Raw genomic sequence first — 13,790 nt, forward strand, 5'->3', positions numbered from 1 at the left:
TGGCGGTTTTGGCAAAATCACACCTAAGCGAACGTTTGGTGCGGATCGAGGGAGCCGATACAATGCGGCCGAAACCAAACGCTCCCACCCAGTGCCAACCCTTGGTCGGGCGAGCGTATGTTAAAGGCTCCCGCTGAAAATTTGACAATTGATGAATCACGCCGCACCGAACCCACCCTCGCCGGATGATTGGAGAACGCTCGCCCAGGAACTCTCTGGAGAATTGCATACCGGTGATCTGATGCGGCGGATCTACGCCACCGATGCGTCCGCCTACCAAGAAATGCCTGCGGCCGTAGCGATCCCGACGTGCGAGCAAGATTTGCGGGTGCTCATTCGGTTTGCCGGGGAGCATCGGATCGGACTGATTCCGCGAACCGCGGGAACATCGCTCGCCGGACAAGTGGTCGGACGTGGCATCGTGGTTGATGTTTCGAGACATTTCACAAAAATTTTCGAAGTCAACGAAACCGAAGGATGGGTGCGAGTCCAACCGGGCGTGATCCGTAACGAACTGAATACGCACTTGGCGCCGCTTGGGTATTGGTTTGCCCCGGAAACGTCCACGCAAAACCGAGCGATGATCGGCGGCATGGTGGGTAACAACTCCTGCGGCAGCAACAGCATCAAATTCGGCAGTACGCGTGATCACCTGATCGAATTGCGCGGCTACCTTTCCGATGGTAGCGAAGTGACCTTTGGTGATCTCACGCCGACACAATTTTCGCAAAAGTGTGAAGCGGCGGATTCGCTCGAAACGCGGCTGTATCGTCACGCCCGGGAGCGGTTAAGCGATCTGATGGTTCGCGGCGAAATCGAACGCGAGTTTCCGAAGCCGAACATCCGCAGACGCAATACCGGGTACGCGGTCGACCTTCTGATGCAGTCCGATGCGCTCGCGGATACCTCAACGGATGAAAACTCGCGTTCAGAAGAAAACCGACGTCCATTCAATTTCTGCAATCTGGTCGCGGGCAGCGAAGGGACGCTGTTCTTTGCGACCGAAATCAAACTGCGCATTCTCCCGCTGAGGCCGCCGTGTTCCGGATTGATGTGCGCCCACTTTCTGAGTGTTACCGAGGCGTTGGAGGCGACCTTGATCGCGGTGCGACACGATATCGATGCGTGTGAGTTAATCGATGATGTGATTTTGAATTGCACCCAGCGAAGTATTGAGCATCGACACAACCGTTTCTTTCTTCAAGGCGACCCTGCCGCGATTCTAGTCACGGAAGTCCGTGGGCAGACTGAAGCTGAAGTGCGCGGCGTCCAAGATCGTATCGTGAGCGAGATGAAAACCGCGGGGCTCGGCTATCACTTTCCGATCTTGTTTGGCGACGAAGGCGAACGCGTGTGGGATCTGCGTAAAGCCGGGTTGGGACTGCTGGGGAACATCCCGGGCGATGAAAAGACCGTTCCGGTGATCGAGGACACCGCGGTCGACGTGCAGGACTTGCCCGCGTACATCGCGGAAGTCAATGCGCTGCTCCGCGACCGCTTCGGACTCGAATGCGTGAAGTACGCGCACGCGGGTTCCGGTGAAATTCACCTCCGCCCGATCATCAATCTCAAAACCGAAGAGGGCACGCGTCTTTTTCGTGAAGTCGCGTTGGAAGTCGCGGCAATCGTCAAACGCTATCGCGGTTCGCTGTCAGGGGAACACGGGGACGGCCGATTGCGTGGCGAATTCCTGAAACAAATGATTGGAGAAGCTAACTACGCGCTCATTCGCGAAATCAAACAGGTCTGGGATCCGAATTGTATTTTCAATCCAAACAAGATCGTTGATACACCGAAGATGAACACCTCGCTGCGGTACACGCCGGGGCAAACGTCTGGGGAACAGATCGAAACGATCTTCGATTTCTCCGCCGACCGCGGCATTCTACGCGCAGCCGAAATGTGTAACGGTTCAGGTGATTGTCGCAAGACGCACCTCGCCGGCGGCGTGATGTGCCCGAGTTACATGGCGACGCGAAACGAGAAGGACACGACAAGGGCGCGAGCCAACACGCTGCGACAGATCTTGACGTCATCGACGAAAGCGAATCCGTTCGACAGCGAAGAGATCATGGAAGTGATGGATCTTTGTTTGTCGTGCAAGGGATGCAAGTCGGAATGCCCGTCGACGGTCGACGTGGGGAAATTGAAAGCGGAGTTTTTGCAGCACTACTACGATGCCAATGGAGTGCCTCGACGAACTCGGATGATCGCAGGCTACGTTCGTGCCCAATCGATCATCGGATTTGCTCCTGGGGTCTTCAATGCGCTGACCGGCATTCCGATGATCCGGCGATTGATGAACCGCGTGATCGGCTTTCATCCCGAACGTTCAATTCCGAAGTCCGCACGGCAAAACTTCCGCAGTTGGTTCAGCAATCGGCAAGGGCGCTTTCGCGGATTGCCTCGCAACGGACGCAAAGTGTTCCTGTTCGCCGACGAGTTCACACATTTCGGTGAACCCGAAATTGGACGGGCGGTGGTCGAGTTGCTCGAACGTATTGGTTACGAAGTGGAGATCCCCCGGCATGTCGAAAGTGGGCGTAGCTCCATGTCAAAAGGCTTGCTGCGAAACGCCCAAGAGATCGCCCGACAAAATGTCGACAGGCTCAGCGGTATCGTTGGGAGTGAGCAACCGCTGATCGGGGTTGAGCCGTCGGCGCTGCTGTCCTTTCGAGACGAGTATCCGCAACTCGTTGGAGAAGTAAGACGCGATGCTGCAACGCGATTGGCGGAGCATTGCTTCTTGTTTGACGAATGGTTGGCCAGTGAAGTGGAAGCGGGATATGTCACGCCCGATATGTTCACCGATGAAACGAGTTCGATCTTGATTCATGGTCACTGTCATCAGAAGGCACTCGGGTCGATGCTGCCGGTTTTGAAAATATTGCAGCTGCCGCAGAACTATTCGGCTTCATTGATTCGCTGTGGATGTTGTGGAATGGCCGGATCGTTCGGCTATGAACGCGAACATTACGAACTGTCGATGCAGATCGGCGAGTTGGTTCTTTTGCCGACGATTCGCGCGGCGAGCGAGGCAACGTTGATTGCCGCGGCTGGAACGTCATGCCGTCATCAAATTCTCGATGGCACCGGTAGGCGTGCCTTGCACCCCGCTGAAATCCTACGCGACGCGCTGCGGGTCTAGACGGATAAGACCGGTTAACCGGCACGAATTCAGCCTTGCCCTTGATGGCGATTTCTTGGTACCGCTGAAGGTGATCGCATGTGTTTTGGCACCGTGGTGCAGCGATGGCGGTTTCACGCGGGTGTTTCACGGAAGTGTTGGAAAACACAGGAAAAGTGCGGTGGAAATTCCCTTGACTTTTCGCAAACACACGAAACTGTAGGAAGCACATTCGGCTCATCGTTGTGGTGAGACGCAGAGGATGGAACTGCGAAGATGGAGCGTACGATGAGACGTAAGAAAAAGGATTCCCTGGGACTGTTTCAAGTCCTGTTGTTCACGACGTTTTTCTATCTGTGGACGTTTGTCGACACGGGAGCAACGGGGACACACACTCTTCACGCGGAGACGGCATCGCTTCCGTTTCGACCGATCGGTAGTGCCAGCGCGGTGGATCAGTATTCACGCGCCGAGCCCAACCCACGTGGCAATCAGAACTATGGTGCCACGCAAAACTATGCTGCCACACCCAACGACGGTTACAATCAAAACGCTCAGAACGTCCGCTACATCCAGACCGGTTTTCGCGCAGATCCCCGAAATGCAAACGCATACGGAAACGTCCGTCAGGTCGCGATGCAATCGGGCGGGTTCGCCTTGCCGTCGGACGCCGGCGGGATGACCGCGCCAGACCAATACACGCCACCACCGTTGAACACGCCTCCGAATCTGTTGCCGGGATCGTCGCAGCAATTTGGTTCATCTCAAAACCTGCAGCCTGCCCCACCGACGATTCAGCCGCAGTTGTCTCCACCGCCGAGCTACAACGTTCCTGGCAACAACGCGGCGCTCGGGGCTGAAACCGCTCCTCGCTCGCTACCAAGTCCGGGAACCCAGTCTTACCCCAGTGGGCCGATCGCGGATTATCAGCCCGTTGCCCCACCCCAGTTGTCCAATGGGGGATTTGCGACGATGAGTGATTGCCGATTGATCACTCCTGCGAGTTCATACTCGGCGATGAGTCCGTACGGCGACACTTGTGGTTGCGGCAGTGTCGCGCCGACGAGTTATGCCGGTCCGTACATTGCACCACCCGCACAAATTGCCGCACCGGCAGCCATGCCGACCTACGCCGTCCCGCCCGCCAGTGCCGCGACTGCCGCGCCGGTCGGAAGTCTCGTGACATTCGGCCAAGAGACTTATCCCGTTCAAGTCGGGCAGGGATTATGGGGGCAACCAGTGGCCTACGTACCCGGGCAGCGTTTCCGCAACTGGTTGAGGTATTTTTCCTTCTAGAGACACCCACATGTTCCAACCCCCATCCCGCAGCGTGATGCCTCTGCTACGTCGCTTCGGTGTCGGGGTGCCAAGTCGACAAGTTGGTTGTTTGCCGAACGTCGTGACGATTCCCGATATGAAAGAAAACTCGAACTCATTCCAGTGACCTGTTCGAGACACGTTGTAATCCGAAATGTCCCATTGACCCGAACACGCCTCAAACTCTTCGGCGGCAGCCGAATTTTTGATTGAGTACGAGCGACCCAGATTTCCGAAATTACGAAGGATGGTGTCCCTCGCATTCGCAACCTCCCATTTGCGAAGCGATGCTCATCATCCCTCCAAACCCATTTACCTTCACGGAAAGAAGATCCCATGCGCACCACGTTCCATCTGGGGATCGCTTCGTGCCTCTTGTTCGCGGTTGTCGCCGCAGGATGTCGCGGTCGATCGTTTTTGCCAGCCGCCGGAAACATGAACCAGCAACAAGCCAACGCGGTCGTCCACGATCCGTTCCCGCTTGATGACATCGCACCGAATGATCTCGGCGCTCGACCACCGAACTATCAGAACCCGTTGCCTGAACCGGTCAGAAACCGGATCAGTGCTGACGCGATGCCTTGGCTCGGCCGATAACCAATCTCCACGAACGAAACCCACGGTGCGAAAGTAATCTTTCGCACCTTTTTTTATGCGCGTCGCTTAAGTGTTCAGTTCGCCGATCACGCCGCGAACGATCGCTCGAAGTTTTGGTTCGGCTTCGTTGGCGACCGCGATAATTTCGCTGACAACGGCGGGTTTGATCGCATCAGGCAAACACATGTCTGTGATCACACTCAGGCCGACGACTTTCAAGCCACAGTGAACCGCTACGATGGTTTCCGGCACGGTGCTCATGCCGACGACATCCGCCCCGATTTGGCGTAGGAACCGATATTCCGCACGGGTTTCCAGGCAAGGGCCTGCCACTGCGACAAAGACGCCTTTGTGCGGGAAAATCCCTTCGCGGTGAGCGACCTTCATCGTCCGCTCGATCCACTCATGGCTGTACGGTTCGCACATGTCGGGGAACCTGGGGCCGAGGCGATCGTCATTGATCCCGATCAACGGGTTGCCGCCCAGCAAATTGATCTGGTCCTCGATCACCATGATGTCGCCGCTGTTGTAATGTGGGTTCAGTCCCCCGCAGGCGTTGCTAACAATGAGCAGTTCCGCGCCGAGCTCTTTGAAAACGCGAACCGGCAAAGTGATGTCTTTAAGCGCGTAACCTTCGTAGAAGTGAAAACGACCTTCCATCGCCATCACTGGAACGCCACCGAGTTTGCCAATCACCAATCGTCCGGCGTGGCTCGTCGCGGTGGAGTTGAGAAAGTGAGGGATGTCGTTGTAATCCAGCGTCGCCTCGACCTCGATATCGCCGACCAAGCCTCCCAAGCCTGTTCCAAGGATGACTCCGGCGCGAGGAGTCAGGCTGGTGTGTTGGCGAATAAACTCGCAAGTTTCTTGGATTTTGTCGTAAAGATCTAGCATGTAGTGTGGGCGCAGATTGAAGGGGAGAGAACGTACCAGGTCGTATCGGACCTACGCTGAGCGTTTTGATTTTGTATGTTAACACGCTCCTCGTTTTTACGCATTCCTTCGACAACTGATTTTGCCATGGCCGTGCCCTCACCGGATGTTTTCGAAAAGCTGGCGACCTTCTACTTGGGCCGGTACTACGATTTGCCCAACGGGAAGCTGCTCGATGACCTGTTGTTGTACGATTCCAAAGACCTATGCACGCATGCGATGTGCGTGGGGATGACCGGCAGCGGCAAGACGGGGTTGTGTTTGTCATTGCTCGAGGAAGCTGCGATTGATGGTATCCCGGCGATCTGCATTGATCCCAAGGGCGATCTCGCCAACCTGATGCTCGCGTTTCCCAATCTGGAGCCTTCTGATTTCCGACCTTGGTTGGAACCCGGTGAAGCGAGCCGCAAAGGCAAGACGCTCGACCAGTTCGCAACCTCGACGGCGGAAAAATGGAAAGCCGGCTTGGAATCTTGGGGACAGACATCGGAAAGGGTGGCGAGATTCAAAGCCGCCGCGGATGTTGCGATCTACACGCCGGGCAGCAATATTGGTTTGCCGCTCACGGTGCTCAAGAGTTTTGACACGCCACCGGCGGAGGTGCTCGCCGATGCCGATGCGATGCGTGAACACGTCACAGGTGCCGCGTCGGGATTGCTCACCTTGCTGGGCATAGACGCCGATCCGCTGCTCTCTCGCGAACATATCCTGATTAGCTCGATCCTCGATCATTGTTGGAGGAAGGGCCAAAACATTTCGATCGGCAATTTGATCGGTTTGATCACCTCGCCACCGATTAACCGTGTCGGTGTGCTGGACCTCGATTCGTTTATGTCCGCCAGTGATCGAAGCAAGCTGGCAATGACGCTCAATAATCTTCTCGCTTCGCCCGCGTTCTCGACATGGCTCGATGGGGAAGCGTTATCGATCAAGAAGCTACTGCACACACCCGACGGTAAGCCAAGACTATCGATCATCTCGATCGCGCATCTGAGTGACCATGAACGGATGTTCTTCGTCACGATTTTGCTCAATGAAGTCGTTTCGTGGATGCGCACGCAGAGTGGGACGAGTTCGCTGCGGGCGCTGCTATACATGGATGAAGTCGCCGGCTATTTCCCGCCCGTCGCGAACCCGCCGTCGAAGCCACCGATGTTGACGTTGCTCAAACAGGCGCGTGCATTTGGACTCGGTGTCATGCTCGCGACGCAAAACCCGGTCGATCTGGATTACAAAGGTCTTTCGAACATCGGCACGTGGTTTCTCGGACGTTTGCAAACCGAACGCGATAAAGCTCGCGTGCTCGAGGGACTCGAAGGCGCCGCCGCTCAGTCGGGCAAGCCGTTTGATCGCAACGCGATGGAGCAGTTGCTGGCGTCGCTCGGAAGCCGTGTGTTCCTGATGAACAACGTGCACGACGATGCTCCAACGGTTTTTCAAACTCGATGGGCGATGTCGTTTCTTGCCGGACCGCTCGCACGTGATCAGATCTCACGATTGATGGCTGACCGGAAAGCCGAACTTGCTGCGATCGCGAAAAGCCAAAACGAAACGGTGGCAAAAACATCCGTGACGCCGACCCGTCCCGTGCTACCGCAAGGAGTGAAGGAATCCTTTCTTTTCCCGAATCGATATGTGCGTGGGGAAGGCGATCGAATCTATCGCGCAGCCCTGCTCGGCACCGGCACGTTGCATCACGTCAAAAGCACCGCGGGTGTCGATTCATGGATGGACGTCAGCAGGTTGCTACGTTGCGGGAATGGCGTGCCAAGTGACGTTTGGGAATCCAGCGAGATGCTCGACCCTGACGCCAAATTGGAAGATGAGCCTGATTCGTCGTTCACATTTTCGCCACTACCTGATGAGCTTTGCAGTGCACGCACGGTGAAGTCCATCAACACTGCATTCAAAGAATACTTGTACCGGCATCATCCGATGGAACTGTACAAGAGCCCAACGCTTGGCGAGTACGCACCGCCGGGATTAAGTGAATCCGAGGCTCGGGTACATTTCGAGCAAGCGGCGCGGGAACATCGCGATCTCGAAACTGACAAATTGCGAATGAAGTATCTCAAGAAGATGAAATCGATTGAGGGAAAGATTCGCACGGCGGAAGAGCGTGTCGCGCGAGAATCGGATCAATACGACGCGGCTAAAATGTCATCGCTGATGTCGTTCGGTGCTTCTGTGCTCGGCGCATTCATGGGACGCAAAGTCGCGAGCAGCCGGAATGTTTCGAAAATGTCGACTGCCGCCCGCAGCGCGACCAAGGCGGCACAGGAACGTGGTGACGTCAAACGTGCCCAAGAAACGTTGGAGCAGTACAAGCTCGACATGCAAGACATGAGCGACCGGCTCGAAGCCGAGCTTGCCGAACTCACTCATCGTTTAGAACTCGAAGCTCGCGAACTCGAAGTCACCGTCATCCCGCCCCGCAAAGGTGACCTGAAAATCGGGGAACCGACAATCGTGTGGACGCCGTGGCAAATGACCGACGAAGGCGAAGCGACACCCTTGTTCTGAGAATTCGTTCGATCGTGCCGCGATCATGTTTCCGCTACGAGAGCGGTCGGCATGGCTAGGCATTTGTCAGTGACCCCGGTGGAGTGGGCACCCTCGACAGGCAAAGCACCCCGCTGCATGCGAAAATTACGCGTGAAAGTCGGGCCGCAAGGCCGGGAATGGAATGAGCGACGGCTTGAGCTCGCCATCTTTTTTCGCCGTTTCGGACTGAGACGATCGCCTCCGAAAAGCCTGGAATCCGGTTGGCTGAAAGGTCATATAAAAGGCTGGGTAAACAGAATTCGCCCTGTTTTGCCGACTCACTGATCAATTTGCACGTTGGCAAAAGCCAACTGGACAAATGCGGCAGCGAGTGACGTACGCCTGTATAGAAATTGTGAAAATCCCTTGAGAAACCGGTTTACGGGCCGTCTCTGCCCTCAAGTGAGAGGACTGCATGTGACGATGAAATCGATTGTACGGGAATTTTCTAATTTTCGTATTGACTCGGTATCAAGGGTGATGCCGAGAGGCATTCAATCGGTAGCAGGAATCGCATGGTGTTTCACGCAAGTATTCGTTCGACAATCGAACAGAGATGGTCACTTGTCGGGACGTTGATCTTGGCACTTACGTGTTGGGATGCCGCGTACCTTGCTGCTGACCGTCCTGATGCACCGGAGCTGCGTCAAATCGCGGTCCCGCGTCAACTCATCGATCCGATCGCAACGCGATTGAATCTGCATTATCACAGCGAAGCCGGTGTGACCATTACTGCGGATGACCGCGGTGGCGGATCGTTGCTCGTGATGGCACCTCCGTCGATTCAAAAGCAAATCGCAGAGGATGCCGCGGCTCTCGTTCAGCGTTTGGCACCTGAGGCGAATTCTGGCCAGCCGACGCAAATGAATGTGCACCTGATTCACGTCAGTTGGCGTGAAGCGGAAGACACGTTACGGACGATCGCGGGCAGCAACGTGCCGGTCACGACCAGCCGTAATGGTGAACGGGCTTCTTTCCAAATCAACCTTGGAGATTCCGGCAGTTCCCATATTGATGTCGACCGCCGTGCAAACCAAGTCGCCATCACGGCGCTCCCGCAGTCGCATGCCATGTGGCAGCAAGTGCTCAGTGCAATCGATTCGCCAACCCGCTTCACCAATGAACGGACGGAAATTCTTCGTCTCGTTCATGCCGAACCCGCACCGGTTCAACGGGCGATCCGTTTGCTGCGAAGTCTCGACGAACGAAACGCGGTTCAACCTGTCCGCCGAATCACGCGCCCCGCCTCGACGGCCGGCAAACCGACCTTTCAATCGGCTGGATTCAAGACCGTCGCGTTCGCCCAAAATACAGACGAAACAACCGAAGAAGATTCTCCGACACCCTCGGCTGATGTCGCAGCTTCGGACGGCGATGATGACACCGACGGTGGTGTAATCGGTGATACCGAAATTCAAATCGTGCCCGATTCCGGTTTGATCATCATCAAAGGTGCCAAACGCGATGTCGAACGCATCAAAGAAGTGATCGCCGAGATCGAAGCTCAAGCCAAAATCACCCAACCGGAAGTCGAAGTGCGCCAGTTGCAGCACGCGGATTCCAACGCAGTGGCGACGCTGCTTGCACAGCTCTATGAAGACGTCCTGTCGGCCCGGCAAGGTGATGTCAGCATCACCTCGCTCGACGCACCCAACGCGTTGCTGTTGATTGGTCGTGCGGAAGCGATCAAGGCGGTTATGGAACTGGTTGACAAAATCGATCAGCCGATTCCGGAAACGGACCGACTGCGAGTCTTCCGGCTCAAACACGCCTCGGCAAACGACGCCGAAGCCACTATCCGCGAATTCTTTACAGCGGTACCCGGTGAAGACAGCGACCAGCGTCCAGGATTGGGCAACCGTGTCCGCATCAGTGCCGACTATCGCACGAACTCATTGATCATCGCCGCGTCACCGCGTGACATGAGCGAAGTGACTCGTCTGGTCGAACAACTCGACGTTCGTCAATCGGCGTCCACCAGCCAAATTCGCATCTTCCCGTTGCGTAACGCACGTGCCGAGGATCTTGCACCGGTTCTCGAAGACGCGATCTCCGCCGAACCAGAAAATGTTCCTGACGATACGACGACCAAGTCGGCATCAATTTCCATCGTGTCGCTGGGGAACTCCGGAAATGCGATCCTGGAATCTGGGATCTTGTCAGGCACCGTGATCACGGCGGACAGCAACGCCAACGCGATCGTGGTCCGCGCCCCGAGCGAAGGCATGTCGCTGATCGCAGAACTGATCCGTCAGCTCGACCAAGCACCCGGCATCGACTCATTGGTGAAGGTGTTTACGATCGAAAACAGCGATGCGGCACAATTGACGACGGCACTGCAAAACCTGTTCGGCGACGACGCCGGTACCTCCGGTACAAGCATTGGTGCGGGCAACCAAGCCGGTTTGCCGTCTTTGTCTGCCGCCGAGAGTGCTCTTGTGCCATTACGGTTCTCCACCGACGCTCGAACCAACAGTATCATCGCCAGTGGTTCGGCGGAGGATCTCGAAGTTGTCGAAAGCATCTTGTTGCGTCTCGACAGTGCCGGATTCGCCGAACGGATCACCGAAGTCATTTGGCTTAAGAACCAGATCGCTATCAACATTGCGACCGCGATTCAAGAGTATGTGAGCTCGCGTCAACAATCGCAAAACATTATTCCACAATTGCAGCAAGGACTCGGTCCCTACGATTTGCCAGATCGTGATTTGATCGTGGTTGCCGAAGGGCAAACAAACAGTCTCTTGCTCAGCGTTTCACCGCGGATGTATGAAGAGGTGCGTCAGTTGATCGACCGTCTCGACCGTCGTCCGCCGATGGTGCTGATCAAGACGCTGATCGCAGAAGTCGCGTTGAGCGACGGATTCGAACTCGGTGGTGAGTTCGGCTTGCAAGACTCGATCTTGTTCGACCGAGGCATCGCGGGGACCGCATCGAATCCGGGATTCAACTTCAACAATGCCGGGTTGCCGAACTTAAACACAACAGGACGCGAAGACCTCGCGTCTCAGGGCGTGACGACATTTGGGGTCGCTCAAAGTGTGCTCGACTCGACCAATAACGGCGGGTTTGTTTTCTCGGCCGCCAGCGAATCGATCAGTATGTTCCTGCGTACGTTGCAAACGGCCGATCGCCTGCAAATCCTCAGTCGCCCAGAGATCATGACCGCGGACAATACGGAAGGTTTCGTCCAGGTCGGTCAGCAATTCCCGCGGCCAACGGAAATTTCGACCACTGCCCAGGGACAGACCCTGATTGGGATTGAAGATGTTGATATCGGTATCATCCTCCGCGTTACACCACGCGTTGGGGCCGACGGTTTGATCCTGATGGCCATCGATGCGACACGGTCGGCGATTAATAACACGGTGGGTCAAAACATCGGTTTCGACAACAATAATAACCCGATCTTTGTTCCGGCGATCGATACGACGACCGCTCAGGCGACCGTCACCGCGTTTGACGGGCAAACGGTTGTCTTTGGTGGTTTGATCACCAAACGCCGCGACAACTCGACCAAACGTGTTCCGTACCTCGCGGACATTCCGCTCTTGGGCACCTTTTTCAAATACGACCGTGAGCGTGAATTCCGCACTGAACTTCTCGTGGTCATGACGCCTGTTTTGGTCACCGGAAACGAAGATCTCGAGTACGTCAAACAAGCCGAGTCGAGCCGCATGAGCTGGTGCCTCGCTGACGTTGTCGAAGCACACGGCGATGAAGGACTGTCGGGCGGCTACGGATTGTGGGGACCCGCCATCGGACCGACGATCTATCCCGACGTGCATCCAACCGTCGACGTGTTCCCCGCCGCTGACATGCCGAAGCACTCGGCCGTTCGCACCGGGATCCCGATGTACCAGGGAACAGCGGTTCCTGCGGAAGCGGTCTCACCCACTGTTCCTGGAATTGAACTCGCACCTGGTGAATCGATCATCTCCGATGAAGGCATGTTGGGTTCGGAATACTACGCACCATTGCCAGCGAACGACGCACCTGGCGTGTGGTCACCTGATTCAACCAGTATCCCGGCACCAGCCAATGAACTTCCGGTTCCGTCCACGGAGATATTGCCTGCCCCGGTTCAGCAAACGCTCCCACCCGTTCCCGTTTCGGGAGCATCGGCAGCGTCGCCGACCCAAACAAACGTCATGAAAACCGCATCGACTGGCCCTCCGGCTTCCCTCGAGCCTCCGAAGGAACGACCAGGACGTTGGTCGAACTTCAACGGAAAACTGAGTTCGTTCATCTCACCGAGTAAGTAACCATGAAAAACAATACCTTCAAAAATCTGCTGCTGGCCGGCATCGTCGGTACGACGTTGAGTGGTTGCTCGACCTTTCAAAAGAAGGACGATTCGGTGGTGTCACCGAAGCCACCGAAGAGTCTCGCCGAACGGATGCCGTGGGCGAAGTCGAAGAGTGATCAGCCCGAGCCGTATCCCAATCCGGTCAAGCTAGCTTCGACGTGGACTCCCGATACGCTCACCCAAGCCGGCCGCGTGCCCACACGCGGTTTTGGCGCCCGAATGTTTTTCTACGACGAGAAATCTCGCGCCGTACCCGTCGACGGAACGTTGGTGGTTCTCGGCTTTGATGAAAACGCAAAGAACCCGGATGGCTCTCAAGCGGTCAAGCGTTTTGAGTTCACTCCCGAGCAGTTTACCCGACACTTCAGCCAATCCGATCTCGGTGCGTCTTACAGTGTTTGGATCCCGTGGGATGCCGTTGGCGGAAAACAAACCCGCGTTTCGCTCGTTGCCTCTTTCGTGACCAAAGAGGGCAAACCGGTTCAGGGTAGTCCAACGACGGTGCTTCTGCCCGGTACCAAGGACAGCTCAGCGGCCACACTCGCCCAGCGATACTCACCTGAGTTTCGTCAATGGCAACTCGCCAATGCGGGCAACACGCCCCCAACGAGCGGATTGATGACGACGACGATCCACCGCAGTGCTCCGGTCAGCCGCCAAACGATGGACGTTCCAAGCATGCAGGGGAATACCCCGCAGTGGAACATCGCCGCAGCGAACTCGAGCTCAACGTTTGATGTCGCCATGAAACCGTCGGCAACGGATGCAAACGCTAGCAGTCAGGGAACTCAAGCCATGCCTGCGAGTGCCAAGATCAACCGCTGATTGGTGCGAACGAATCTCTCGGCTTCTCTTGATTTCGCTTTCGCGGAACCGTCGTTTGAGCGAGCCGAGACGCGGGAGTTTGGAAGATGCTGTTTTGGGCTGGTTCACCCGGCCAAACGGCCATGAGCACCGCTGGCT

Annotated in this window: 7 protein-coding genes; 6 read left to right on the forward strand and 1 reads right to left on the reverse strand. The window is 56.2% G+C overall.

The annotated features are described in order from the left end of the window. The first annotated feature begins 151 nt into the window (after window positions 1-151). The 3 genes from NB063_RS27620 to NB063_RS27630 all read left to right on the forward strand — a co-directional run bounded on the left by NB063_RS27620 (window position 152) and on the right by NB063_RS27630 (window position 5,041). Window positions 152-3,148 carry an FAD-binding and (Fe-S)-binding domain-containing protein gene (locus tag NB063_RS27620; RefSeq protein WP_250932294.1) on the forward strand — a complete coding sequence of 999 codons (2,997 nt, stop codon included), beginning with the start codon at window positions 152-154 and terminating at the stop codon, window positions 3,146-3,148. 267 nt (window positions 3,149-3,415) lie between these two features. Further along, window positions 3,416-4,423 (forward strand): hypothetical protein, encoded by a 1,008-nt coding sequence (locus NB063_RS27625; protein ID WP_250932295.1) that lies wholly within the window; start codon window positions 3,416-3,418, stop codon window positions 4,421-4,423. 357 nt (window positions 4,424-4,780) lie between these two features. Continuing rightward, window positions 4,781-5,041, forward strand: a complete 261-nt coding sequence (locus NB063_RS27630) for a membrane or secreted protein (RefSeq protein WP_250932296.1) — start codon at window positions 4,781-4,783, stop codon at window positions 5,039-5,041. 66 nt (window positions 5,042-5,107) lie between these two features. On the opposite strand, the gene NB063_RS27635 is transcribed toward NB063_RS27630, so the two are convergent. Beyond that, a complete protein-coding gene (locus NB063_RS27635) occupies window positions 5,108-5,935 on the reverse strand; it encodes a purine-nucleoside phosphorylase (RefSeq protein WP_250932297.1) in 828 nt (275 codons plus the stop codon). 126 nt (window positions 5,936-6,061) lie between these two features. On the opposite strand from NB063_RS27635, the gene NB063_RS27640 reads away from it, so the two are divergent. The 3 genes from NB063_RS27640 (at window position 6,062) to NB063_RS27650 (ending at window position 13,652) form a co-directional block, all read left to right on the forward strand. Continuing rightward, a complete protein-coding gene (locus NB063_RS27640; protein WP_250932298.1) occupies window positions 6,062-8,497 on the forward strand; it encodes an ATP-binding protein in 2,436 nt (811 codons plus the stop codon). A gap of 536 nt (window positions 8,498-9,033) precedes the next feature. Then, window positions 9,034-12,783 carry a secretin N-terminal domain-containing protein gene (locus tag NB063_RS27645; RefSeq protein ID WP_250932299.1) on the forward strand — a complete coding sequence of 1,250 codons (3,750 nt, stop codon included), beginning with the start codon at window positions 9,034-9,036 and terminating at the stop codon, window positions 12,781-12,783. 2 nt (window positions 12,784-12,785) lie between these two features. Next, a complete protein-coding gene (locus NB063_RS27650; protein WP_250932300.1) occupies window positions 12,786-13,652 on the forward strand; it encodes a hypothetical protein in 867 nt (288 codons plus the stop codon). Window positions 13,653-13,790: the final 138 nt, after the last annotated feature.

The organism is Aporhodopirellula aestuarii, assembly GCF_023701485.1.
Taxonomy (GTDB): domain Bacteria; phylum Planctomycetota; class Planctomycetia; order Pirellulales; family Pirellulaceae; genus Rhodopirellula; species Rhodopirellula aestuarii.

Bases quoted from the DNA above. Each gene is read 5' to 3' on its own strand.
- NB063_RS27640 (WP_250932298.1), top strand. From the start codon at position 6,062: ATGGCCGTGCCCTCACCGGATGTTTTCGAAAAGCTGGCGACCTTCTAC.
- NB063_RS27650 (WP_250932300.1), top strand. From the start codon at position 12,786: ATGAAAAACAATACCTTCAAAAATCTGCTGCTGGCCGGCATCGTCGGT.
- NB063_RS27635 (WP_250932297.1), bottom strand. From the start codon at position 5,935: ATGCTAGATCTTTACGACAAAATCCAAGAAACTTGCGAGTTTATTCGC.
- NB063_RS27625 (WP_250932295.1), top strand. From the start codon at position 3,416: ATGAGACGTAAGAAAAAGGATTCCCTGGGACTGTTTCAAGTCCTGTTG.
- NB063_RS27620 (WP_250932294.1), top strand. From the start codon at position 152: ATGAATCACGCCGCACCGAACCCACCCTCGCCGGATGATTGGAGAACG.
- NB063_RS27645 (WP_250932299.1), top strand. From the start codon at position 9,034: ATGGTGTTTCACGCAAGTATTCGTTCGACAATCGAACAGAGATGGTCA.
- NB063_RS27630 (WP_250932296.1), top strand. From the start codon at position 4,781: ATGCGCACCACGTTCCATCTGGGGATCGCTTCGTGCCTCTTGTTCGCG.